Genomic DNA, 22,998 nt, shown 5'->3' with positions numbered 1-22,998 from the left:
CGAAGGATCGGCGGACGCGGCAGGCCCGGGCTGAAATCGCCCGGGCGGTCCGGAAGGGGCGTCAACCTTCCGCCCGTCGGGGGCCTCCATCGGAGCGGGTTAAAAATCCGCGATCCGAAGGCTTCCGGAAAACGATCCGCGCGGAGCGTTCGGACCCTGTCGAAACGGTACTCTGCAAACACACTCCTCCGGGCATGGCCCGGACGCTCCGCCGCCTCCCACCCGCCGGGCTTCCCGGTCGGGGATATGCGCTCGCGCGTGTCCCCAGCAGAGCGCAGTGCGCATTTTGGGGACACGCCCACGGGCATGTCCCCGGCCTTGCCCGCGCGCCGTCCGAAACTCCACCGCGCCCCGCCACGTTGATCCCGGAACACCCGTCCTCCGGAGCCCCAGCCATGCAACTCCATCGCGGTCGACTGATCGACCACGTCCACCTGCGCACCCAGGACCTGCCCGCCATGAAACGGTTCTACAAGGCCGTGCTCGAGGTGATCGGCGTGCCGGTGGTCGAGGGCAGCATTCCCGGGCACGGCGACCACTTCTGGGCCGACGAGCTGTGGGTCGACGTCGGCGAGCCGGCCAGCCACGTGCACCTGGCGTTCCAGGCCGCCGACCAGGAAGCGGTCAAGCGCTTCCACGCCGCCGCCCTGGCCAACGGCGGACGCGACAACGGCGGGCCGGGCGAGCGGCCCTACCACCCCGGCTACTACGCCGCCTTCGCCTACGACCCCGACGGCAACAACATCGAGGCGGTGTTCCACGGGCCGCACGACCGCTCGGCGCCMAGCGTGGAGATCACCTTCCCCGATCCGCCGAAGGGGTGAGATGCCTCCTTCTCACCTTGCGGGAGAAGGTGTCGGCGGAGCCGACGGATGAGGGGTCGCCCAAACGAGAACCGCCGCGACCGGCCTTGCGGCTGATCGCGGCGGTCAGGTCTTCAACCCGTCACCCGACCTCGCTCCGCGAGGCCACCCTCTCCCCCGAGGGGAGGGGGGTTCACCGCGTCCCCGCCTCGAACGCCAGGAACTCCCGTTCCAGCCGCCATTGCGCCGTCGCCTTGCGGCTGCCGGCCAGGAAGGCGTCGCAGGCCGGGCCGGCCTTGGCGCAGGCGGCCACCGGCGTCTTGGGGGCGGCCCACAGGCTGGGGCCGGGCAGGAAGCTGTATTCCAGGCTGGCCCGGGCGGCGGCCTTGAGGTCGAGATAGGTCAGGCCTTGCTCGGTGACGGCGCGAACGTACTCGTTGGTCAGGTCGATGCGCGAGACGCCCTCGTCGTCGGTGGACAGCATGAACGGCACGCCGGCCCGGCGGTAGAGCTGCAGCGGGTGGTCGGCGCCCTTGACGCCCAGGATGACGTCATTGCTGGTCAGGTTGATCTCGACGGCCACCTTGTCGCGGGCCATGCGCTTCAGCAGGTCCTGGGCGCCGTCCTCGTAGGCGATGTCGACGCCATGGCCGATGCGGCTGGCGCCGGCGACCTCGACCGCCTCGCGGACGTGGAAGCGCAGCTCGCGCGGGGTGACCAGGCCCAGGGTCAGCTCGCCGGCGTGCAGCGACAGCTTCACCTCCGGATACTGGGCGTGCAGGTACTGCAGCATGCGCATGTGCAGGTCATAGTCGGCCAGCGACACCGGATGGTCCTCGGGCGCGACGATGTTGACGCCGACGAAGCGCGGATCGCCCTCCGCCAAGGCGAAGGCCGAGGCCAGCTGCGCGAAGACCACCGACGGCGGCAGGATGCGCACCGCGAAGCCCTGATAGCCCAGCACCACGGCGCAAGGACCCATGCGCGGCTTCTGGGCCAGGCACCCCTGGCGGCGGTCGGCCTCGGCCTCGGCGGCGTCGAACTCCTGGCGGGCCTGGGCGACCATGGCCGGCAGCCGGGGCTTGATCGCCGCCAGGGCGCCGGCGAAATCGCCGGTCCAGGGCGTGTCCTTGAACGACCAGGCCAGCTGGCCCATCGCCGTGGGGTTCACCGAGGTCTCGACATAGCCGGCGGTGTCGCCGGCGGCGTATTCGCGGGCGACGGCCAGCATGGCCCCCAGCTGGCCGTCGCCCGCGGCGCCGAACCGGCCGAAGGTGGCGAAGAACTGATCGTGGCCCGAGGCCATCGCCCCGTCGGCGCCGGCGTCGTAATTGCGCATCGACAGGGCGTTGATCGCCCGGTTGTAGAGGGCGGTGTCGGCCCGGGCCAGACCCTTGGCCGGGACCTTGCCCGGCGCGTCGCACGGGCCGGGGACGATGGACGGCAGGACGTCGGTGGTCACGCACAGGCCGCCCTCGTCGGCCCAGGCCAGGAAGTCCTCGGCATAGGCCGCGCCGGACAGATGGTTGTGCAGGTCGCCGCCCTTGGGCATGGCCCGCAGGAACAGCCGCAGCTGGGCGCGGTCCTTGGCGACGGCGTTGAAGCGGCCGACCGTGCTGGCCTCGGCGGCCTGGGCGACCACCGGAGACGGAGACGTGGAGGGCGGCGGCCGCTGCGCGTGGGCGCTCCCCGCCGCCATCAGCAGCGCGGCCGTCAACACGGCGACAGGAGCCGCGCCCGCCAGTCGTTTCACGCCGATCATCGTCTCGCCCCGCCCAACCTGAAATCGCCGACCAAGGTGATGGGCGTCGCGCGTCGAATCCAGCGCAAATCCATCCGCCCGGAACTTCCCGACACGGATTGGACGGKACGGGCTCATCGTCCGCGCTTGAGGGCCTTCTCGATCCTAGCCGACGAGGGGCGGCCCGCCACGCCCTTCTGGGGGTTCAGGACCACGACCAGCACGTCGCCCTCGACCTTGACGTMGGCCCTGTCGCCAAGCGCCAGATGGACCCGCCGCCAGCGGGCCAGCAGGTCGCGCCGGCCGGAACGGTCGAGGTCCTCGAAGGCCTCGGCGACCACCACCCCGGCGTCGGCGATCGCCCCGGCCGTCTGGTCGGTGGCCTCGTCCAGCAGGGTCACGGTCAGCGGATGCTGGGCGGCGCGGGTGGCGCGGTGGCCGGCCGCGACCAGGGCGCGGAACAGGGCCACGAACGACATCGGCCGCCGCCCGGACAGCGGCTCGGCCGACCCGATCGCGGTCACGGCCTGGCCGTTGGGCGCCTGGCGGGTGAACAGGGTCAGGCCGCCCAGCTTGCTGGCCCGCAGCACGGTGTCGCCGACGTCGTTCTTGAATACGGTGTCGCCGCGCGGCGCGGCGTGGCCGTCCAGCAGCCAGACCTCGTCGCGGTTCTGGAACCTCATCAGGGCGCCGGGGGCGGTGCGGTCCAGCACGAAGACCTCGCCGCCCTCGGCCCGGAACCGCGCGCTGGGCGAGGTCATGGGCTTGGCGCGCAGGCCCATCCGGGCCTCCAGCCGCTCCTTCAGGGTGTCAGCGGCGGCCTCGGGCGGCGGCCACGCCGCGGCCGACAGCATCGACGCGACGATCCACCAGAACTGGCGGCGGCCCAGGCGCCGAGACGTCATCGTGACCGCTGTCCCACGAACCGCGCCCCTCGAGATCCGGGGCCCCATGAGATTGCCCGCCAACCTCGGGGCGAAGCTTGGCGCTCAACGCGGCGAAAGAATGACGCCTCAGGCCACCGACGAGACGGGCGCGATCTCGGGCGTCGCCGACCAGTCGTGCATCGGCAGGTTCAGCCAGGGCAGGTGCGTGGCKCCGACCGGCGTCTCCAGCAGGTCGGTGACCGCCTCGCCGGTCACGAACGGCGCCTGCTGCTCGATGCAGTGGTTCAGCTCGCGGCGGGTGCGCACGTCGGTGATCCCCTGCCAGACCTGCTTGCGGCGATAGGCCGGGGCGTCGCGCAGGAAGCGGTTGATCGCCGCCAGGCGGGTGGGCTCGTCGGCCTGGGGCAGGACCAGGGTCACGCTGCTGGCCAGGTCCGGCGGCAGGTCCTCGATCCGGAAGGCCGGATCGGCGACCCGCAGGTCCAGCCGGGCGAAGTACGGGTCCAGGGCGCGCTTGACCTGGGACAGGGCCGAGAACGACGGGGCGCGCGGCGTGTCGTAGACGGCGGCGGCCAGGCGGGCCCGGGAGCCGGCCGGCAGGGCCTCCAGGTGCGGCAAGAGCTCGGCCCGGCCCGCGGGCTTGACGATGGTCGAGAAGCTGATCGGGAAGAACATCACCCCCACCGGCACGGCGGCCAGCGCTTCGGCCGCGGCGCCCAGGGCGGGGATGTCGTCCTCGGGACGGTCGGCCTCCTGCCGCGCCGGCGACAGGCCGAACACCGACGCTGTCCGCGCCGGCCGCCAGACCGCGACGCTGCCGATGAACACCTGGCGGGGGCCGTGATAGACGCCGCGCCAGCCGACCCGGGCCGGCGGACCGGGGTCCCCGGCGGGCGGCGCCAGGGCGGCCAGCTCCTCCATGGTCGGCGCCCCGCAGACGGGTCCGCCCTGGGGCACGACCGAGGTGACGCCGTCGGGCGTGATGCGGCAGACCCGGCCGGAGATCGAGCCGTCGTCCTCGCCGTTCAGCAGCGCCTTAAGCTCGGCGGCGTGCAGGCCGGCGAAGCGCATGACGTCGGTCTGGTCGCCCTCGAACATCAGCAGGACGATGTCGCCCTCGCCCTTGTCGCCGAACAGCTTGTGCTGGAGGTCGCGCGACAGGGCCTGCAGCTCGCGGGCGTCCAGCTGGGTGGCGCGCGGGTCAGCCAGCACGAACGAGAACGGCGCCACCAGCCCATAGCGGCGCGGCCACAGCCAGGTGGTCTCCAGATAGGCTCCGGCCACCTTGCCCACCAGGCCGGCCATGGTGTCGTTGTCGGCGAACCGCAGTTCGTCGCCCACGAAGACCTTCAAGCACGCGATCGCTGTCATGCGACCAGCATGCGCGGGGGAAGGTTAGCGGGAGACTGGGATCGCCCGCGACCCAGCGTCGCGGGGCGCGAGCCTGCTAGGCGACCTTCAGCGGCAGGGCCGGGGCCGGGGCGGCGCCGATCGGGCTGGCCATCAGGTCGGTGATCGCGGGACCGGAGACGAAGCGCAGGCCGGCGGCGCGGCAGGCTTCCAGCTCCTTGGGGTCGCGCAGGCCGGTGACGCCTTGTCGAACCCCCTTTGCGCGGTAAGCCCCCTGGGCCGAGGCGAACTTGGCGATCGCCTCGATGCGGAGGCGCAGGTCGTCGTCGGGCAGGGTCAGGGTGATGCTGGTGGCCAGATCGCCCGGCAGGGTGGCGACCGGGAAATTGGGCTCAGTGATGTTCAGGTCGATGAACGCGAAGTGCGGCTGCAGGAACGCGCGGATCTGGCCCAGCGTGCCCAGCGAGGGCTCGCGCGGGGTGTCATAGATGGTCGCGCCCAGCCGGGCCTGCATGGCCATCGGATAGCGCGACAGCCGGCGCTTGTAGGCTTCCTGCGAAGACGGAGCGGTCAGGTTCCAGAAGCTGAACGGCACGAACAGCATGCCCGCCTCGCCCGCCTTGGCGAAGGCGGCCTGGGCGTCGTTCAGGCAGGTCAGGTCGCGGGTCAGCAGCGGGGCGTCGTCGGTGGGGCGCGGGCTCAGCAGGTCGGCGCGCAGGCCGATGGCCGCGCCGACGAACGACTCCGACGGCGGATGGTACAGGCCCCACCAGCCGGTGGCCGGCGGGGGCGGCGGCTTGGGCTTTTCCGGAGCGGGCGCCGGCTTCACGGCGGCCGGCTTGGCGGCGGCGGCGGCGGGCTGGGCGGCCTTGTCCGCGGCCGGGGCGATATCGGCGACGGCCTCGACAGCTTCAGCCGCGGGCTCGGCGGCCGGAGCGGCCTTGGCCGGCGCGGTCTCGTTCAGGGCGGCCTGCAATTGTTCGTCGACCACGGCCTCGCTGGGCGCGCTGGGCACGGCGCGGATCTCGGCGGCGGTGATCACCTGGACGTGGCCGGCGGGACCGGCGTAGCCGCGACCGGCGATCAGGCTGGCCAGGGAAGCCTGGGACAGGGCGGCGAACTGGAGGACCGAGGTCTCGTCGCCCTCGAAGGTCAGAAGGCAGACCTGGCCCGCCTGGCGGTCCGGGAACAGGCCGGCCTCCAGCTCGACGGCCAGGGTCTGCATCTCGACGGGATCGAGGCTGTCGGCCTTGGTGTCGGCCAGCACGAAGGCCAGGGGGGCGACGGCGCCGTAGCGGCGCGGGGCCTTCCAGCGATGCTTGAGGTACAGGTCGGCGGCGGCTTCCACCTGGGAGACCGGGATGTTCCGACCCGCCTCGCCCAACGGACTGGGGGTCCCGGCGACCAGAATTCTCAAGCACGCAATAGCCGTCATGGGCCGGGAAACTACGCGCGAAAGCTTGGCGAAATCTTTACGTGAAGATAGCTAACGCCATCTTTACCTCAAAGATCAGCGTTCTTCGCAGAACTGTGACAATTGGGCGCGGATAGGATCTGGCTTCGCAACACCGGCGCGGCCAAATTCAAGGAAACTAAGCCGCTACATGCAGCGTCTTCGAGGCCAACTTCTGTCCGCTGGCGCTCCCACAGACGGTGATGCGAGCCTTCGCTTTTCTTGGAGGAGGAGATCCGTGCAGCAGAAGCCACGCCGCGTGAACGCCTTGCGGGTCGCCAGTCCAATTGCCCAAGCTGGTTTCGACCAGATTCAGCCTCTGAGACGGAAGCTCCAACTCGGACCTGCCAGTCGTCGTATCGTACGGCTTTCGAATGCAAACCTCCACGAAGGGCCCGCCGCTTCCGCCGCCTAGAATCTCGACTTTCACCTTCAAGCCTTCAGAAGGCGTCGCTTCGGCATACTTGACCCAGAAGGTCAGCCCATAGGCCTCGCGCGATATACGCTGAACCGACAGCCGATCCGTCTCGATCCGTCGCTGATCCTGTCTCCGCCACCACGCAGTGGCGGCAAAAGATGCAAATCCACTCAGGCCACCGATCGCGCCGACCCATGCCGCCAGTGTCGACCAGTCAACCTTCATGCCCCACCCCGGAATCCAATAGGCCCGGCGCCTCTTCGCGACCAGCGCCTGGGAGAAACCTTACGAGGCGCGTCCCTAAGCGAAGGTTTCCTGCAGCCGGAAATCCAGCCGCTGCTTCACGCCCGGCCAGTCGGCGTCGGTGATCGAGAACACGGCGGTGTCGCGGACGTGGCCGGTCCAGGTGATCTTGTGGTTGCGCAGCACGCCCTCGCGGTCGGCGCCCAGCTTCTCGACCGCCGCCTGGCTGCGGGCGTTGCGGACGTCGATCATGAACTCGACCCGGATCGCCCCGGCGCCGAAGGCATGGCCCAGCATCAGCAGCTTGGACTCCGGATTGATCGGACCCGACCGGGCGTCCGGATGCAGGAACGTCGAGCCGACCTCCAGCCCGCGATGCAGCTTGCGGATGTTCAGGTAGCTGGAGGTGCCCACCACCTTGCCGTCGCTGAGCCGGCGGATCGCGTAGCCGATGCGCTCGCCGCGCTCGGTCTCGCCCTTCAGCGCGCCCCACCAGTCGGCGAAGCCCTCGCCGCAGCCGTTGGTCGACATGATCTCCCAGCTGGCGGGGTCGCAATCGATCGCCCCCTTCAGCTCGGCCCGCAGTTCGGCGGTGATCGGTTCCAGCCGGACGTAGCGGCCTTCGAGGGGGTGAATCTGGATGTTCATGGCCGGCAGGATGGCCTCGACCGGCGGCCCGGCGCAAGCATCTGGCGCCCCTCTTTTCCACCGGTTTGGCTCTTTGCCCCGAAGGCGGCGACGGGGAGAGTGCGGGCGGCGCGACGCTGCTGACACATCCCGACATCACCAGGCCGCAAGTTCCGGGCGGCGGTCGCCGGCGCGACCGCCTAACGACGACGCGCGGCCGCTGCGGACCGCGACGCACACGGGGAGAGACCGATGACTTGCAACCCACGCCGGGCCGCGATGGGGCTGGCCGCCCTGCTGGGTCCGCTGACCCTGGCCGCCCCCGCCTTCGCGACCGATGCGCCGGCCGCGCGCCAGGCGGTGTCCGACGCCTGGTGGACCGGGCCGATCCTGGCCTCGGGCGCCTCGACCCTGCCCAAGGGCCACGCCCTGATCGAGCCCTATCTGTACGACGCCAAGCCCTACGGCGCGATCGACGGCGAGGGAAAGCGCCACGACGTCCCGGACGCCGACGGCTTCGGCTCGCTGACCTATCTGCTGTACGGCGTCACCGACACCTTCACCGCCGGGGTCATCCCGCGCTTCGGCTACGCCCGGACCAAGGCCGGCTCCAGCTCGGGCGTCCAGCTGGGCGACTTCACCGTCCAGGGCCAATACCGCCTGACCCAGTGGAAGGAAGGCGGCCGCACCCCGACGATCTCGGTGCTGCTGCAGGAGACCTTGCCCACCGGCCGCTACGACCGGCTGGACGACCGTCCGCACGACGGCTTCGGCAGCGGGGCCTACGCCACCACCCTGGGGGTCAATTCCCAGACCTATTTCTGGACGCCCAACGGCCGCATCCTGCGCACCCGCCTGAACGTCGCCTACACGGTCTCGGGCCACGCCGACGTCGAGGGCGTCAGCGTCTACGGCACGCCGACGGGCTTCGACGGACGGGCCAAGCCGGGCGACTCGTTCAATGTCGATCTGGCCTTCGAGTACAGCATCACCCGCCAGTGGGTGGCGGCCCTGGACCTGGCCTATCAGCGCGACGCCTCGACCACGGTCAGCGGCGTGGACGGCGCCGGCGTCGCCTATGCGCGCCGCTCGCCGGTCAGCCAGGCCCTGATCCTGGCCCCAGCCGTCGAGTACAATTTCAGCCCCGCCGTCGGCGTCATCATGGGCGCCCGCATCATCCCCGCCGGCCGCAACGTCACCGCCTCGGTGACGCCTGTGATCGCGGTGAACTACGTGCTGTAGGGGCGCCGCCCGATCTCATCCTGGCCATGGTAGAGATTGCGCCTCCAGCGCCCGAGTCCACGATGACCAACGCCCCCGAGCCCGCCGCCTCGCCCTTCGCCATCTTCGGCGTCCTGGCGCCGATCTTCGACGAGGGGCGCTACCTCACGTTTCTCAATCTGGGCCACCAGCCGGAGGGCGACGTGGCCACCCTGAAGGCGATCGTCCAGGCCGCCGCCCCGAGCCTGGAGGCGGACATCATCGCCATGCTCGCGCCCACCCATGGTTGGCGGCCGCAGGTGGTCGCCGCCAGCGCGGCGATCGCCCTCGGCCCCGCCTCGACGCCCCTGATCGCGGCGCTCTGGGCCGCGCTGGACCAGCCCAGCTGGGTCGCGCCGCAACTGGCGGCCACCGCCTTCCTGCTCGATCCCGATTTCGGCGTCCGGGCTCGGCGCAGGATCGAGGCCCTGTGCTTCACCGATCCCGTCGACCAGCGTCGCAAATATCCCGACCGCCCTGTCCGCAGCGGCCCCAACGGCAAGCAGCTGGCGGCCATGATCGCGCTCGCCCGCGAAGGCGAGGACCCGGCCTGGCTGGACGCGTTCGTGGCCCGCCCCGAAACCCAGGCCGTGCTGGCCGCCGATCGCGACGCAAGCGGTGACATCGCCAGCGATTGGCTGGACCGCGCCCGGCAGTGGCTTTCGCCCACCGCCTGACCCCGTCCAACCCCGCTTGCCGTCCGCGTCAGTTCGGTGTTAGAACGGTTTCAAACAAGCGTTTGAGACACAAGAACGGGACCGGGAAACGCCATGGATTTCGAAATCTCCGCCACCCAGCGCAGCTTCCTCGACCGCGTCACCGCGTTTATGGAAGAGCACATCAAGCCCGCCGTCCCGGTCTACGAGGCCGAGATGAACGTGCTGGGCGCCGAGCGCTGGAAGGTCGTCCAGGTGGTCGAGGAGCTGAAGGCCAAGGCCAAGGCCGCCGGCCTGTGGAACTTCTTCATGCCGCCGCACAGCGGCCAAACGCACGTCGACGACACGTTCCAGTTCGAGGGCGTCCAGCTGACCAACCTCGAATACAGCCTGATCGCCGAACAGCTGGGCAAGATCGGCTTCGCCTCCGAGGTCTTCAACTGCTCGGCGCCCGACACCGGCAACATGGAAGTGCTGATGCGCTACGGCACGCTGGAGCAGAAGGAGCGCTGGCTGCGCCCGCTGATGAACGGCGAGATCCGCAGCGCCTTCCTGATGACCGAGCCGGCGGTGGCCAGCTCGGACGCCACCAACATCGAGACCCGCATCGAGCGCGACGGCGACCACTATGTGATCAACGGCCGCAAGTGGTGGTCGTCGGGCGTGGGCGACCCGCGCTGCAAGGTCGCCATCGTCATGGGCAAGACCGACCCCGACAACGCCAGCCGCCACCAACAGCAGAGCCAGGTGCTGGTGCCGATGGACAGCCCCGGCATCGAGATCGTCCGTATGCTGCCGGTCTTCGGCTATGACGACGCCCCGCACGGCCACGCCGAGGTGATCCTCAAGGACGTGCGCGTGCCGATCCAGGACGCCCTGCTGCTGGGCGAGGGCCGCGGCTTCGAGATCGCCCAGGGCCGCCTGGGCCCGGGCCGCATCCACCACTGCATGCGCACCATCGGCACCGCCGAGGTGGCGCTGGAGAAGATGTGCAAGCGCCTGATGAGCCGGAAGGCCTTCGGCAAGTACATCTCCGACCACTCGGTCTGGGAGGAGCGCGTCGCCGAGGCCCGCATCAACATCGAGATGTGCCGCCTGCTGTGCCTGAAGGCCGCCGACATGATGGACAAGGCCGGCAACAAGTCGGCGCGCCTCGAGATCGCGATGATCAAGGTCGCGGCCCCGCGCCTGGCCCTAAAGATCATCGACGACGCCATCCAGGCCCACGGCGGCGGCGGCGTGACCACCGACTTCGGCCTGGCCAAGGCCTATGCCGGCATCCGCACCCTGCGCCTGGCCGACGGTCCGGACGAGGTGCACGAGCGCACCATCGCCCGCATGGAGTACGGCAAGTACGGCGACCTGGTCTTCAAGCAGAAGGCCGAGAAAGAAGCCGCCCTGCACGTGCCCGGCATTCGCTGACCGCGCCTCCCCCGACGCGGTCAAGCGGCGAAGGCCTCCCGGAGCGATCCGGGAGGCCTTCTTCAGTTCTGGACGTCCCCTCAAGCCGTCGGTCCGGGCCCGCCCCCGGACCTTGGCGGCTATTTCGCCGACGCCGGGCCCCACCCGCCGTCGGGGTCGTCGTCCACCGTCGCCACCGTCGCCGCCGACGCCACCGCCTGCCCGCCGACGGGGATCGTGAAGCCCGGCATGCGGCGCGGGGCCGCCGTCGGGATCGGCGACGCMGGAGCCCGGGGCGCGCCCGCCGCGGCGTTGACGCACTGGGCGGTGTCGCTCAGCGCGTGCTGCCCCAGGCAGAACACGTCCTCATACTGGGGACCGGCCACCGCCAGGCACTGGTAGAGGTTCAGCTTGGCCATCTTCATGCACTGGCCGCTGGTTTCTTCGTGCATGACGTTGTCCAAGTCGCCGACATGGTCGTCGTCCGCCGCGCCCAGCAGGGCCAGGGCCGCCAGGGCCGCGGCCCGGACGGTCACGGGCGTGAAGGCCGCCCCGCCCTCGCCGCCGCCGCCATACGTGCGCTCGGCCCCCTCGCGCGGGGCCGTCGCCGCCTGGATCAGCCGGCCGGTGTCATGGTCGTCGGGATTGAAGAAGGCGGCCGACATCGCCTTGATCTTGGCCAGGCGCCCGGCGCTGTCGACGATCGCCCCCTTCGACCAGTCCTGGCGCTGGATGTCGTAGGCCGCCTTGCGCACCGCCTTGCCGGTGGCGTCCAGCGGCGCGCCGCGCTTGAGCAGGGCCGCCTGGGCCCGGCTGGCGGCGGCGGCCACGCCCTCGATGTCGAGGACGCTCTCGGGGTCGTCCTGCAGGCGGGCGGCCAGCACTTCCGACGGGGTGTCGCGCGTGGCCCGCCGCACGCCGTCGATGAAGGCCGGCTCCTGCAGGGCCGCGATGGCCCCGTAGGCGATCATGCCGGCGTCCAGCTGTTCGGGCTGGTAGGCCGCGCCCTTGGCCAAGGCCTCGGAGACGCCGCCGCCGTCCGCGAACGCCGCCGAGATGCCGCCCGCGCCCCGGGTGTAGGTTTCGAAGGCGCTGGCCGCCGCGACGACGTCACGGGCCAGGCTGACGCCGGGTTCGCTCCGCTCCTGACGAGCGACCGCGAAACCGGACACGGCGACCACGGCGACAAGCGCGCTCGTCGCCCAAATGACAGGGTGTTTCATCTTGATAGCCCCAGGCCGAACTTCAGCCCTACTGAACGTCCCTCAACTGGAGCATTCCCCAATATTTTCGCCATAGCGAGAGCAATGGTTCATGTATTGGACCATTTTACTGCACACCTCCGGTGCGTTAATCTTAAAAATAAGGTCTTCACCCTAGTTCACTACGGGAATGACCTTATGTCGGAAAGTCGACACTTCTCCAAACGTCAGTATTCAAAGCCCAAAACACCCTGCCGCCCCCTCGGCGGACCGGACCGCCGACGGGAGCGGTCCGGCCGCTCCCGTCGGGATTCGCCTCAGTTCCCGACCGGGATCGGCGACGACATCGCCGCCACCGCCTGACCCGCCACGGGGATCGTGAAGCCGCGCGCCGGACGGGCCGCCGGCCCGGGCGCCGCCGCCGGAAGCGCCCCGCCGCCCGCCGCCTCGCTGACGCACTGGGCGGTGTCGATCAGCGCGTGCTGGCCCAGGCAAAAGACGTCCTCGTAGTGCGGACCGGCGACGGCCAGGCACTGGTAGAGGTTCAGCTTGGCCATCTTCATGCACTGGCCGCTGCGGTCGTCGTGCATGATCTTCTCCAGGCCGTCGACGTCGTCGTCGCCGGCCGCGCCCAGCACCGCCAGGGCCGCCAGGGCCGCGGCGCGCGTCGTCACCGGGGTGAAGGCCGCCCCGCCCTCGCCGCCGCCGTTGAAGGCGTCGCCCTCGCGCGGGGCCGTCGCCGCCTGGATCAGCCGGCCCGCGTCGTCGTCGCCGGGCACGAAGAAGGCGGCCGAGATCGCCTTGACCTTGGCCAGGCGGCCGGCGGCGTCGACGATCGTCCCCTTCGACCAGTCCTGGCGCTGGACGTCGTAGGCCGCCTTCTTGACCGCCTTGCCCGTGACGCCCAGCGGCGCGGCGCGCTTGAGCAGGGCCGCCTGGGCCCGGCCGGCGGCCGCCCCGACGCCGTCGATCTCCAGAACGCTGTCCGGATTGGCCTCGAGGCGCTCGATCAGCGCCTGGTCCGAGGTCTCGCGGGCCGCCCGGCGGACGCCGTCGATGAAGGCCTGCTCCTGCAGCGCCGCGATGGCGCCGTAGGCGATCATGCCCGCGTCCAGCTGCTGGGGCTGATAGGCCGCGCCCTTGGCCAGGGCGTCGGCGACGCCGCCGCCGCTTTCGAACGAGGCCGAGATGGCGCCCGCGCCGCGGGTGTAGGTTTCGAAGGCGCTGGCCGCGGCGACCACGTCGTGGGCCAGGCTGACGCCCGGCTCGCCGCGCTCCTGGCGGGCGACCGCGAAACCAGAGACGGCGACGGCGGCGATCAGCGCGCTCGTCGCCCAGAGAACAGGATACTTCATGATGGATGGCCCCAGACCGAACTTGAGGCCTATTGGGCGACCATCGCGGTTGATCAGGTCGTAATTTTCACCCCTAATCGACAGTTAAGATACCAGTATTGGACTAGTTTTGACGCGCATTTTGTCGCACTTCGAGTTTCTCATTCAGGAATATTACTTTGACCCATAACTACATGAACGAATGTCGAGCAGTCGACAATTTCAATTACTGAAACCTCACAGCGAAGGACACTTCGCGACAACGAAAACGAGCAGGACGCCCAACTCGCCGCCTCGGCATGACGACGTCCGAAAACCGCGAGACGGCGCCCCTTCCGGGGCTATGATCGGGCGCATGGATCTCGACCCCGACGTTTGCTATCGCGCCATCCAGACCCGCGACGCCCGCTTCGACGGCCGGCTGTTCGTGGCGGTGAAGACGACGGGCATCTACTGCCGACCGGTGTGCCCGGCCCGCACGCCGCTGCGCCAGAACGTCACCTTTCACGCCACCGCCGCCTCGGCCCAGGAGGCCGGCTACCGCGCCTGCCTGCGCTGCCGCCCCGAGACCTCGCCGCAGCTGGGGGCCTGGAACGGGGCGTCCAACACCGTCAGCCGCGCCCTGGCGCTGATCGAGGCGGGCGCTCTCGACGATGCGGACGTCGAGACCCTGGCCGAGCGCGTCGGCGTCGGCGGGCGCCAGCTGCGGCGGCTGTTCCTGCAGCACCTGGGCGCCACGCCGGTCGGCGTGGCCCAGACCCGCCGCGTGTTGCTGGCCAAGCAACTGATCCACGAGACCGACCTGCCGATGGGCGAGGTCGCCCTGGCCGCCGGCTTCGGCAGCGTGCGGCGGTTCAACGAGACCTTCCAGCAGCTCTACGACCGGCCGCCCGCCGCCCTGCGCCGCCGCAAGGCCCTCCCCGCTCCCGCGGGCGAGGCCATCTCCCTGACCCTGCGCTATCGCCCGCCCTACGACTGGGACGGCATGCTGGCCTTCCTGGCCATGCGCGCCATCCCGGGCGTCGAGGTCGTGGAGAACAACGTCTACCGCCGGACCATCGCCCTGGACGGCGCGGCCGGGACCATCGCCGTGACGCCGATCGGCGGCGACCGATTGTCCGTGGCGGTGCGCTTCCCCAAGCCTTCGGCCCTGCCCCGCATCCTGGCCCGGGTGCGTGGGGTGTTCGACCTGTCGGCCGATCCGGTCGGCATCGGCGAGGTGCTGTCGCGCGACCCGCGCCTGGCCCGGATGGTCGCCGCGCGGCCCGGCCTGCGGGTGCCCGGCGCCTGGGACGGGTTCGAGCTGGCGGTGCGGGCGATCCTGGGCCAGCAGATCACCGTCGTGCAGGCCCGCAAGCTGGCCGGCGACCTGGTGGCCGCTTACGGCGAGCCCCTGGCCGCGACCTCTCCGGGCCTGGGGGCCGAGCCCGGCCTGACCCACGCCTTCCCGACGCCCGAGCGCCTGGCCGCCGCCGACCTGTCGGGCCTGAAGATGCCCGGCGCGCGCATCCGCTGCCTGTCCGGCATGGCCGCCGCCATCGCCGCCGATCCGAACCTGCTGGCGCCGAACGCCGGCCTGACCGAGATGGTGGCCCGCCTGCGCGCCTTGCCCGGCATCGGCGAATGGACGGCCCAGTACATCGCCATGCGCCAGCTGCGCGAGCCCGACGCCTTCCCGGCCGCCGACGTCGCCCTGATGCGCGCCCTGGCCGATCCCGACGGGGTTCGTCCGACGGCGGATCAACTGCTGGCCCAGGCCGAGGCCTGGCGCCCCTGGCGAGCCTATGCGGCCCTGCACCTGTGGGCCTCGCTGGCCGATGAGGGCGCGCCGCCCGTGCGGAAGGTCAAGCGTGCGGCCTGAGGTCCTGACGCTGAGCGTGCTGCCCACCCCGATCGGCGAGATCGACGTGGTCGCCGACGCGCTGGGTCGGCTGCGGGTGCTGGAGTTCCACGACCAGCCCGCGCGCCTGGCCCGCGCCCTGCGCCTGCATCACCGCGACCAGACCGTGGAAAGCGGCGCGGCGCCGACGGCGGTGCGCGACGGCCTGGCGGCCTACTTCGCCGGCGAGCTGGCCGCGCTGCGGACCATTCCCTGGACGATCGGCGGCACGGGCTTCCAGCACCAGATGTGGAACGCCCTGGTCGAGATCGCGCCGGGCGAGACGACGACCTACGCCGGCCTGGCCCAGCGGCTGGGCCGCCCCTCGGCGGTCCGCGCGGTGGGCGCGGCCAACGGCGCCAACCCGATCGCCGTCGTTGTGCCGTGCCATCGGGTGATCGGGACCGGCGGCTCCCTGACCGGCTACGGCGGCGGGGTGGAGCGCAAGCGCTGGCTGCTGGCGCATGAGGGCGGCCACATTTGAACTAAGACCCGCTCATCCCGGCGAATGCCGGGACCCAGATCCCATGGCGGTGTGTCTGATTGGAATAGTTCAGCGCCTTTGGCGTCAGCTCCAAAGCCATTCCATCTGGGTCCCGGCATTCGCCGGGATGAGCGGATTTCAAAGGTTCCCCCGCCTCTCACATCCCCTAAGATGGCCGGGTCCCGCGGAACCCCCACGCCCCATGCAGCTGTCCCTTCCGACCACCACCTCCGTCCGCTGGCTCAGCTGGCTGCGGCGGCGGATCCGGTCCAGCGAGCTGTGGCTGATCGCGGTGGCCACCCTGATCGGGGCGGGCGCCGGGGCCCTGGCCGTGCTGCAGGCCAAGCTGGCCCACGGGCTGCAGGTGATGCTGTTCGCCATCGACATGGACGAGCGGCTCAGCGCCCAGAGCGTGATCGCGCCCTGGCGGCTATGGGCCATCCCGATCGGCGGCCTGGTGCTGGGCGTGGCCACCTGGGTCTGGCTGAAGTACCGCCCCAAGCCCGCCGTCGACCCGGTGGAGGCCAACGCGCTGCACGGCGGCCACCTGTCGGTCCGCGACAGCGCCTTCATCTGCGGCCAGACCCTGCTGTCGAACGGGGTCGGGGCCTCGGTCGGGCTGGAGGCCGCCTACGCCCAGGCCGGCGCCGCCGTCGCCTCGTTCGTGGGCCAGCGCCTGAACCTGCGCCGGGCCGACATGCGCACCCTGGTCGGGGCGGGCGCTGGCGCGGCCATCGCCGCCGCCTTCGGCGCGCCCCTGACCGGGGCCTTCTACGCGTTCGAGATCGTCATCGGCGCCTACACCGTCGCCAACCTGGCCCCCGTGGCCGCCGCCGCCCTGGCCGCGGTGCTGGTGGCCGGACGGATGGGCGGCCTGCCCTATCTGCTGAAGACCTCGACCCCGGCCGTGCAGTCGTGGTTCGACTACGGCCTCTACGCCCTGCTGGGCGTGGTCTGCGCCTTCGCCGGCATCGCCCTGATGCGGCTGGTGGCCTCGGCCGAGGGCCTGGTCGGCAAGACGAAACTGCCCAAGACCTTCCGCCCGATGGTCGGGGGCCTGGGCCTGGCGGCCATGGCGATGATCACGCCCCAGACGCTGTCGGCCGGACACGGGGCGGTGCACGTCAACCTGACCGCCGACCTGGGCCTGAAGATGCTGGTGATCCTGCTGGCCATGAAGGCCCTGGCCAGCGTGGTGTCGCTAAGTTTCGGCTTCCGGGGCGGCCTGTTCTTCGCCTCGCTGTTCCTGGGCGTGCTGGTGGGCCAGATCTTCGCGGCCCTGACCGTATTCGTGCCGTGGCTGCCGTCGCTGGACCCGACGGTGGCGGCCCTGGTCGGGCTGGGGGCGTTCGGGGTCGCCGTGGTCGGCGGGCCCTTCACCATGTCGTTCCTGGTGCTGGAGGCGACCGGCGACTTCACCGTGGCCGCCGCCGCCCTGGTGGCCTCGCTGATCGCCAGCGCCATCGTGCGCGAGACCTTCGGCTACTCGTTCTCGACCTGGCGGCTGCACCTGCGCGGCGAGACCATCCGCAGCGCCCACGACGTCAGCTGGATGCGCCCCCTGACCGCCGGCCGGATGATGCGCAAGGACACCAAGACCATCCCGGCCGAAGCCACCCTGGCCGAGTTCCGCCGCCGCTACCCGCTGGGCTCGACCAAGCGGGTGGTGGTCCTGGACGCCACGGGCCGCTACGCCGGCATCGTCCGCACCGCCCTGGCCTACGCCCACCCCGACGAGAGCGAATCCCCGGTCGGCGCCCTGGCCCAGTACGCCGACACCGCCCTGACGGCCGACCAGTCGATCAAGGAGGTCATGCGCGCCTTCGACCACACGCAGGCCGACGAACTGGCGGTGATCGACGGGAACCGCGAGGTGATCGGGATTTTGTCCGAGGCCTACGCGACGCGGCGGTATGCCGAGGAGCTGGACAAGGCGCGCAGGGAGCTGACGGGGGAAGCGGGGTAACCACGGAAATCCTTCTCCCATCGGGAGAAGGAGGGGCCCGCGCCGTAGGCGTGGGAGGATGAGGGGTTACCCCCTCGACCGGCGCGCCGGCACGCCGTCGACCGTTCCTAACCCCTCACCCTCCCACCGCTTCGCGGCGGGTCCCTCCCTCTCCCTCTGGGAGAGGGTTCAAGAAGGCTTCAGATAGATCGGGTTCCCGATCAGCAGCAGCCGTCCCTGGGCGTCGCGCAGGTTCAGCCGCACCCACGACGCCTTGTCGCCCATCTTCACGGTGAAGGCCCCGGTCGGTCCCACCGCCACGGCCAACTTCACCCCGTCGCGGATCACCTCGACGCCCGCCATCTCGCCGCCGGTCAGCGACGCCGTGAACACCACCGCCTCGCCCTTGCGCGCCGTCAGCACGCCGCCCATCACCGCCGCGCCCGCCTTGGACCTCGCCGACAAGTCCAGCATCCGGTCCTGTGTCCCGTCGAGATCGATGAACACCCGGCCGGCTCGAACGCCCGCCAGGATCCCGGCCGTCGACAGCGCCTCGGCATGGACCACCGTGGTCGGCCGCCCCACGGACCCGGGCGTGTCCGGCGTCAGACCGGCGTCGTGGTTGTCGCTGCCGCCGACGGCGGTGATACGGTGGCCGGCGTTCAGTTGGGCCTCCCAGAAGGGCACTCCGAACAGCGGGCCTTCGACGCCGCCCTGGGCGCGCTGCGAGCCGCCGTTGGCGACCTCGATCGACTGGACCAGGTCATAGTCCGTATCCAGAACGGTCCAGCCGCAGCCCATGCACCGCTCGCCCGACGGCGAGCTGGGGTGGTTGATCGAGAACACCCCGCCGGCCGCCGCCACGGCGTCCTGCAGGGCCTTGATCGTCGGCACGCTGGGATCGCCCAGCCGGAAGTCGATGAAGGCCGTCGGGCCGAAGACGTTGGCGTGGCCCTGGAACGTCGTCACCTCGCGGCCGGGGATCAGCAGCAGCTGGTCGAAGGCCGGCTGCAGCTCGGCCATGGCCTGGTAGTGGCTGGTGGTGTTGTGGTCGGTGATAGCGATGAAATCCAGGCCCCGGGCCTGGGCCGCCAGGACCGTGCGATAGACCGGGCACGGGGCGCGGACGCCTGATTGAGCGACGCACGAGCCGTCGCTGTGGGCGGTGTGCATGTGCAGGTCGCCGCGATACCAGCCGGGCGCGGCCTTCAGCGGCGCGGGCGCGAAGCTGGTCACGCCGGGCCGGCGCTCGAAGGTGATCCGGGCCTCGTAGGCGGCGCTGGAGTTCGGCCGCGCGTTGGGCACGCCCAGCAGCAGGGTCCAGCGACCGGCCGGCAGAGGGCCGGGCAGGTAGCTGGGGGTGGCGTCCTCGGCCGAGACCGTGAAGCGCTTCTTGTTGCCGCCGCTCCAGCCGCGGAACCGCACGGGGTCCAAGAGGCCCAGGTCGACGACGGTCTTCTGGTCGCGGGCGTAGTCGACCTCGACGGTCAGACGGGTGACGCCCTCGGGCACCTCGAAGGTCACCGGCTTGTAGGTCTGGTGGTCTGCGCCCAGCACCTGGCCGGTCAGGACCAGGTCGGACTTGGCCGCCCCCGGTCCTGTTTGAGCCCACGCCGGAGCCGCCAGGAAGAGGAAGATCAGCGCCAGCCAACGGACCATGTTCGGCTCCAAAAAGGCGGGCGACCGGTCGAAACCGGCCGCCCAGTCGCGGGGAATGCGGGAAGAAACGACTAGAAGCGGTACATCAGCGCCGCGCGGAACGAGCGGCCGAACTCCGGACGGCCGATGCCGTACAGGGCCCCGGCCTCGCCGCTGATGATCTGGCCGGCGCGCGGATTGCCCTCGGTCAGGCCCAGCTCGTTGGTCAGGTTGTTGCCGTAGGCGTAGACCGTCAAGGCGTCGGTGATGTTGTAGCGGACCGTGGCGCCGACCAGGGTGTAGGCCGGCAGCTTGGAGGTGTTGGCGGCGTCGGAATAGCGGTCGCCGTAGCGCTCGACCGTCGCCTCCAGACGCAGGGCGCCGTCCGCCAGGTTCAGGCCCGGCGTGACGCGGAACGAGGTCTTGGGCACCCGGACCAGCTGGTTGCCGGTGAAGTCCCGGGTTCGGCTGGCCGTGGCGGCCGGCGGCTTGACCTGGCAGGACGGGTCCGACGCCGCGACCGAGCAGGATTCCTCGAACTTGTAGTCGCCGAACTCGGGGTTCTGCAGGGTGGCGTTGAAGCGCACGTCGAACCACGAGACCGGGCGCACCGTGCCCTCCAGCTCCAGGCCCAGCGTCTTGGTGTCGGTCATGCTGGTCTGGTTGACGTAGGCGCCGGTGGTCGGATTGAACACCAGGCTGCCGAAGCCGAGGTTGTCATAGGTGGTCTGGAAGGCCGTGGCGTAGAGCTCGATCTTCGGGGTCACCCATTTGAAGCCCAGCTCCGACAAGTCCATCGTCTGGACCATGCCCGTCGAGTTGGTGGCGTTGGTGATGTAGTCGCCCAGCGACGGCAGGCGGAAGGCCGAGGTGTAGCGGGCGAACATGCCCATATCGCCGGTGAACTTGTAGTCGACGCCGATCGTCCAGCCGGCGTGGTCGAACTTGCGGTCCAGGCGGTCATAGACGCCCGTGCCGGCCAGCACCGTGTCGTCGGCCGGGGTCGGCGACTGGCCCAGATTGATGGTCGCCGACCGCTCGCTGCGGCCCTCGAACTCGATCTTCTCCCAGCGCACGCCGGCGTCGATGCGCAGCTTGGGGGTGAGGCTCCATTCGTCGGTCAGGTAGAGGGCCACGGTGTTGGACTTGCCGTCGCCGTTGGCGAACTCGGCGCCGTAGCGGCTGATGCCGTTCTCGGTCAGGCTGGACAGCACCTTGCCGGTGGCGTCGACGGCCACCAGGTCCAGGCGGCGGGCGTTGCTCTGCACGTCCAGCAGGGCGTTGGCCGAGTAGCGGTTGAAGGCCTCTTCGACGTGGGCGTTATAGACGCCGAACGCCACGTCGTGGGTCTGGCCGCCGATCTCGAACTTGTGCAGGAAGCGGGCGTCGTTGATCAGCTCGTCCAGCGGCACCGAGACGTAGCGCAGCGAGCCGTCCAGCACGAGGCCGTTGCCGTTCTGGCCGGCGCCGGCGGTGTTGAACACCTCGCCGCTGGTCGTGTAGCGCAGCTGCACGTCCGTGGCGCCCGGCGTGGCGGCCAGCAGGGCGGCGCGGTACTGGGCGATGCGGGCGCTGCCCAGCACCGGGGTGTTGGGGAACAGGCCGATGCGCTTGGACTCCGAGGTGCGGTAGCGCAGCGTGTCCTGGAATCGCCAGCCGTCGAAGGGCTCGTACTTGAACACCGCCGTGGCCTGGGTCAGCTCGACCTCGGTGCCGCGCGTCAGGTCCCAGTTGAACGGGCCGGTCGGGCCGCGCAGGGTCAGGTGGGCGGTTTCCGGGCCGGCCAGGGTGCCGGTCAGCGGGTCGAAGCCGGGGGCGGCGCTGGGCTCGCCGGCGGCGTTGAACTTCAGCGGCACGCCCGCGAACAGGATGACGTTGTCGTCCAGGTGTTTCAGGTTGAACTCGATGCTGCCGCGCTCGAACTCGCGACCGGCCTCGATGCGCCACTGATAGCCCTTGTTGGCGTCGAAGCCCGGGTCGCGGATGCCGTCCTCCTCGCGCCAGAAGCCGCCGACCGAGGCGTGCCAGCCGGCCGCCAACGGACCGCCGTAGAACAGGTCGACGCGCTTGGTGCCGTAGTCGCTGATCTGGACCTTGGCGATGCCTTCCGGCGTGTCGCCGCCCTTGCGGGTGATGAAGTTGACCGTGCCGCCGGGGGCGTAGGAGGCGAAGATCGACGAGGGACCGCCGCGCACCACCTCGATGCGGTCGATGGTCTCGTCCAGGCGGAACGACTGGTCGGCGTTCAGATAGCCCAGGCCGCCGTCGTGCTGGATCGGCGCGCCGTCCTCCTGCAGGGCGATGGCCGAATAGCCTTCCTGCGGGATGCCGCGGGCGCGGATGTTGGCGCTGGCTTCGCCGCCCGAGGCCTCGACCCAGAAACCGGGCACGGCCTTCAGCGCGTCGGCCACGCCCATCGGGGCGCGCATGCGCAGCGACTCCTCGTTCATGGTGGTGACGGCGTAGCTGGTCTCCAGCCGGGTGCGGGCGTCCGAGCCGGCGCGCGAGGTGACGATGATCTCGGCGACGGTGTCAGTCGCGGCCGAGCCGGCGGCCAAAGGGGCCGAACCCTTTTCGCGCAGGGTGATGACCTGGGCGTTGGCCGAGGCGATCTCCAGCTCGCCGCCCTCGATCAGCCGGCGCAGGGCCTCCTCGCGGCCGTAGGCGCCCTTCAGCCCCGCGGTGCGGTGGCGGGCGGCCACGTCGTAGGGGAACATCAGCTGCACGCCGGCCTGGCGCGAGAAGGCGTTCAGGGCGGTGGCGGTGTCGCCGGCCGGGATGTCGAAGGTCACCCGCGCGGCGGCCTGGGCCACGGCCTTCACCGGGACGACGGAAACCAGCGCCGTGGTGGCCAGCAACGCGCATGCGCCGAGGCGCAGACCCAAGGTCTTGATCATAGGAGAGCCCCCTGTTGTCGTTGATCGCCGTGATCGGCGTCTCGAACGGCAAGACGGGGGAGCGGGGCAAAACCCCTATCGAGATTTAAGAAGAATTCGCGACGGTCCGTCCTCGACGATCCGTACACCGAAGGTCGTGCGCAGAGCGTCCAGGAAGCTGTCGGGATCGCCGGTCAGGAAGCGGCCGCCCAAGCGCAGGGACCCGGCCTTGTCGTCGGCGATCACCAGCTTGCGGGTCAGGTAGCGGTTGTACTCCTCGACCGCCACCGACAGGGGCTGGCCCTCGAAGACGATCTCGCCGCGCCGCCAGGCCTGGACGCTCTGGACCTCGTCCTCGGGGGTGGCGACCACCGCGACGCCGTGCGGGGTGACCTCCAGGGCCTGGCGGGCGTCGGCGGGCCCGACGACCTGGGCCCGGGCCGCGCCGGACGCGGTCTCGACCGCCGCCTGGCCGGCCAGCACGATCAGGTCCAGCCCCGCCGGCCGCAGGCGGGCGTTGAATTGGCCAGCGGCCAATCGGGCCAAACCTTGGGAAGTGAACAGCTCGAACGGCCTCAGCTGGTCATGGGCGATCATCAGCGCCGCCTCGCCGCGGGACAGCCACAGCCGCCGCCGCTTGCGGTCGAACCGCCAGAAGACCTCGGTGTCGGTGTTCAGCTCGACCGAGCTGCCGTCGGGCAGGGCCAGGGTCCGGCGCTCGCCCACCCCGGTGGCCACGCGGTCGCGCAGCAGGACGTCGCGTCCCAGATAGGCCGCGCCCGCCAGGCCGGCCGCCAGGGC

18 protein-coding genes are annotated in these 22,998 nt (G+C 70.8%); 7 read left to right on the top strand and 11 right to left on the bottom strand.

Annotated elements, in window-relative coordinates; all coding sequences use genetic code 11:
- Nucleotides 1–395 precede the first annotated feature (395 nt).
- Entirely contained in the window at nt 396–824 is a 429-nt protein-coding gene (locus tag AC1U89_RS23940; protein WP_479902124.1) for a VOC family protein, read from the top strand.
- Nucleotides 825–996: 172 nt separating this feature from the next.
- Here the strand turns inward: AC1U89_RS23940 and AC1U89_RS23935 are convergent, their stop codons facing one another.
- The 6 genes from AC1U89_RS23935 to AC1U89_RS23910 all read right to left on the bottom strand — a co-directional run bounded on the left by AC1U89_RS23935 (nt 997) and on the right by AC1U89_RS23910 (nt 7,543).
- On the bottom strand, nt 997–2,565 hold the full coding sequence (locus tag AC1U89_RS23935; protein ID WP_479902123.1) for an adenosine deaminase family protein: 1,569 nt from the start codon (nt 2,563–2,565) through the stop codon (nt 997–999).
- A gap of 113 nt (nt 2,566–2,678) precedes the next feature.
- Nucleotides 2,679–3,449 carry a DUF4908 domain-containing protein gene (locus AC1U89_RS23930; protein WP_479902122.1) on the bottom strand — a complete coding sequence of 257 codons (771 nt, stop codon included), beginning with the start codon at nt 3,447–3,449 and terminating at the stop codon, nt 2,679–2,681.
- 108 nt (nt 3,450–3,557) lie between these two features.
- Nucleotides 3,558–4,802 carry a hypothetical protein gene (locus tag AC1U89_RS23925; RefSeq protein WP_479902121.1) on the bottom strand — a complete coding sequence of 415 codons (1,245 nt, stop codon included), beginning with the start codon at nt 4,800–4,802 and terminating at the stop codon, nt 3,558–3,560.
- Between the two features lie 76 nt (nt 4,803–4,878).
- Nucleotides 4,879–6,198 (bottom strand): hypothetical protein, encoded by a 1,320-nt coding sequence (locus AC1U89_RS23920; RefSeq protein WP_479902120.1) that lies wholly within the window; start codon nt 6,196–6,198, stop codon nt 4,879–4,881.
- Between the two features lie 175 nt (nt 6,199–6,373).
- The gene (locus AC1U89_RS23915) at nt 6,374–6,877 is read right to left on the bottom strand and encodes a hypothetical protein (protein ID WP_479902119.1); all 504 of its coding nucleotides are present in this window, start codon (nt 6,875–6,877) and stop codon (nt 6,374–6,376) included.
- 75 nt (nt 6,878–6,952) lie between these two features.
- Nucleotides 6,953–7,543: a GNAT family N-acetyltransferase gene (locus AC1U89_RS23910; RefSeq protein WP_479902118.1), complete on the bottom strand. Its 591-nt coding sequence runs from the start codon at nt 7,541–7,543 to the stop codon at nt 6,953–6,955.
- 231 nt (nt 7,544–7,774) lie between these two features.
- Here AC1U89_RS23910 and AC1U89_RS23905 point away from each other — a divergent pair, with 231 nt between their 5' ends.
- The 3 genes from AC1U89_RS23905 to AC1U89_RS23895 all read left to right on the top strand — a co-directional run bounded on the left by AC1U89_RS23905 (nt 7,775) and on the right by AC1U89_RS23895 (nt 10,860).
- Nucleotides 7,775–8,764: a transporter gene (locus AC1U89_RS23905; protein ID WP_479902117.1), complete on the top strand. Its 990-nt coding sequence runs from the start codon at nt 7,775–7,777 to the stop codon at nt 8,762–8,764.
- 62 nt (nt 8,765–8,826) lie between these two features.
- The gene (locus AC1U89_RS23900) at nt 8,827–9,459 is read left to right on the top strand and encodes a hypothetical protein (RefSeq protein ID WP_479902116.1); all 633 of its coding nucleotides are present in this window, start codon (nt 8,827–8,829) and stop codon (nt 9,457–9,459) included.
- A 93-nt stretch (nt 9,460–9,552) separates the two neighbouring features.
- Nucleotides 9,553–10,860: an acyl-CoA dehydrogenase family protein gene (locus tag AC1U89_RS23895; RefSeq protein ID WP_479902115.1), complete on the top strand. Its 1,308-nt coding sequence runs from the start codon at nt 9,553–9,555 to the stop codon at nt 10,858–10,860.
- Between the two features lie 119 nt (nt 10,861–10,979).
- Here the strand turns inward: AC1U89_RS23895 and AC1U89_RS23890 are convergent, their stop codons facing one another.
- Nucleotides 10,980–12,020 carry a hypothetical protein gene (locus tag AC1U89_RS23890; RefSeq protein WP_479902114.1) on the bottom strand — a complete coding sequence of 347 codons (1,041 nt, stop codon included), beginning with the start codon at nt 12,018–12,020 and terminating at the stop codon, nt 10,980–10,982.
- A gap of 338 nt (nt 12,021–12,358) precedes the next feature.
- Nucleotides 12,359–13,396, bottom strand: coding sequence for a hypothetical protein (locus tag AC1U89_RS23885; RefSeq protein ID WP_479902113.1), 1,038 nt, complete (start codon nt 13,394–13,396; stop codon nt 12,359–12,361).
- A gap of 334 nt (nt 13,397–13,730) precedes the next feature.
- On the opposite strand from AC1U89_RS23885, the gene AC1U89_RS23880 reads away from it, so the two are divergent.
- From AC1U89_RS23880 to AC1U89_RS23870, 3 genes are all read left to right on the top strand, one after another.
- The gene (locus tag AC1U89_RS23880; RefSeq protein ID WP_479902112.1) at nt 13,731–15,236 is read left to right on the top strand and encodes an AlkA N-terminal domain-containing protein; all 1,506 of its coding nucleotides are present in this window, start codon (nt 13,731–13,733) and stop codon (nt 15,234–15,236) included.
- A complete protein-coding gene (locus AC1U89_RS23875) occupies nt 15,226–15,738 on the top strand; it encodes a methylated-DNA--[protein]-cysteine S-methyltransferase (RefSeq protein ID WP_479902111.1) in 513 nt (170 codons plus the stop codon). Before AC1U89_RS23880 ends, AC1U89_RS23875 begins: the two co-directional genes overlap by 11 nt.
- 202 nt (nt 15,739–15,940) lie before the next feature.
- Nucleotides 15,941–17,704, top strand: coding sequence for a chloride channel protein (locus AC1U89_RS23870; RefSeq protein ID WP_479902110.1), 1,764 nt, complete (start codon nt 15,941–15,943; stop codon nt 17,702–17,704).
- Between the two features lie 168 nt (nt 17,705–17,872).
- Here the strand turns inward: AC1U89_RS23870 and AC1U89_RS23865 are convergent, their stop codons facing one another.
- From AC1U89_RS23865 to AC1U89_RS23855, 3 genes are all read right to left on the bottom strand, one after another.
- On the bottom strand, nt 17,873–19,342 hold the full coding sequence (locus AC1U89_RS23865) for a CehA/McbA family metallohydrolase (RefSeq protein WP_479902109.1): 1,470 nt from the start codon (nt 19,340–19,342) through the stop codon (nt 17,873–17,875).
- A gap of 71 nt (nt 19,343–19,413) precedes the next feature.
- Nucleotides 19,414–22,218: a TonB-dependent receptor gene (locus tag AC1U89_RS23860; protein WP_479902108.1), complete on the bottom strand. Its 2,805-nt coding sequence runs from the start codon at nt 22,216–22,218 to the stop codon at nt 19,414–19,416.
- A 75-nt stretch (nt 22,219–22,293) separates the two neighbouring features.
- Nucleotides 22,294–22,998: FecR family protein (locus AC1U89_RS23855; protein WP_479902107.1), on the bottom strand; the 705-nt coding region annotated here is incomplete at its 5' end.

Source organism: Caulobacter sp. 05T431 (assembly GCF_056665975.1).
Note: the sequence above shows the minus strand (reverse complement) of the source record. Positions and strands in the feature narration are given on the sequence as shown.

Bases quoted from the DNA above. Each gene is read 5' to 3' on its own strand.
- AC1U89_RS23935 (WP_479902123.1), bottom strand. From the start codon at position 2,565: ATGATCGGCGTGAAACGACTGGCGGGCGCGGCTCCTGTCGCCGTGTTG.
- AC1U89_RS23915 (WP_479902119.1), bottom strand. From the start codon at position 6,877: ATGAAGGTTGACTGGTCGACACTGGCGGCATGGGTCGGCGCGATCGGT.
- AC1U89_RS23910 (WP_479902118.1), bottom strand. From the start codon at position 7,543: ATGAACATCCAGATTCACCCCCTCGAAGGCCGCTACGTCCGGCTGGAA.
- AC1U89_RS23905 (WP_479902117.1), top strand. From the start codon at position 7,775: ATGACTTGCAACCCACGCCGGGCCGCGATGGGGCTGGCCGCCCTGCTG.
- AC1U89_RS23900 (WP_479902116.1), top strand. From the start codon at position 8,827: ATGACCAACGCCCCCGAGCCCGCCGCCTCGCCCTTCGCCATCTTCGGC.
- AC1U89_RS23895 (WP_479902115.1), top strand. From the start codon at position 9,553: ATGGATTTCGAAATCTCCGCCACCCAGCGCAGCTTCCTCGACCGCGTC.
- AC1U89_RS23885 (WP_479902113.1), bottom strand. From the start codon at position 13,396: ATGAAGTATCCTGTTCTCTGGGCGACGAGCGCGCTGATCGCCGCCGTC.
- AC1U89_RS23880 (WP_479902112.1), top strand. From the start codon at position 13,731: ATGGATCTCGACCCCGACGTTTGCTATCGCGCCATCCAGACCCGCGAC.
- AC1U89_RS23870 (WP_479902110.1), top strand. From the start codon at position 15,941: ATGCAGCTGTCCCTTCCGACCACCACCTCCGTCCGCTGGCTCAGCTGG.
- AC1U89_RS23865 (WP_479902109.1), bottom strand. From the start codon at position 19,342: ATGGTCCGTTGGCTGGCGCTGATCTTCCTCTTCCTGGCGGCTCCGGCG.
- AC1U89_RS23860 (WP_479902108.1), bottom strand. From the start codon at position 22,218: ATGATCAAGACCTTGGGTCTGCGCCTCGGCGCATGCGCGTTGCTGGCC.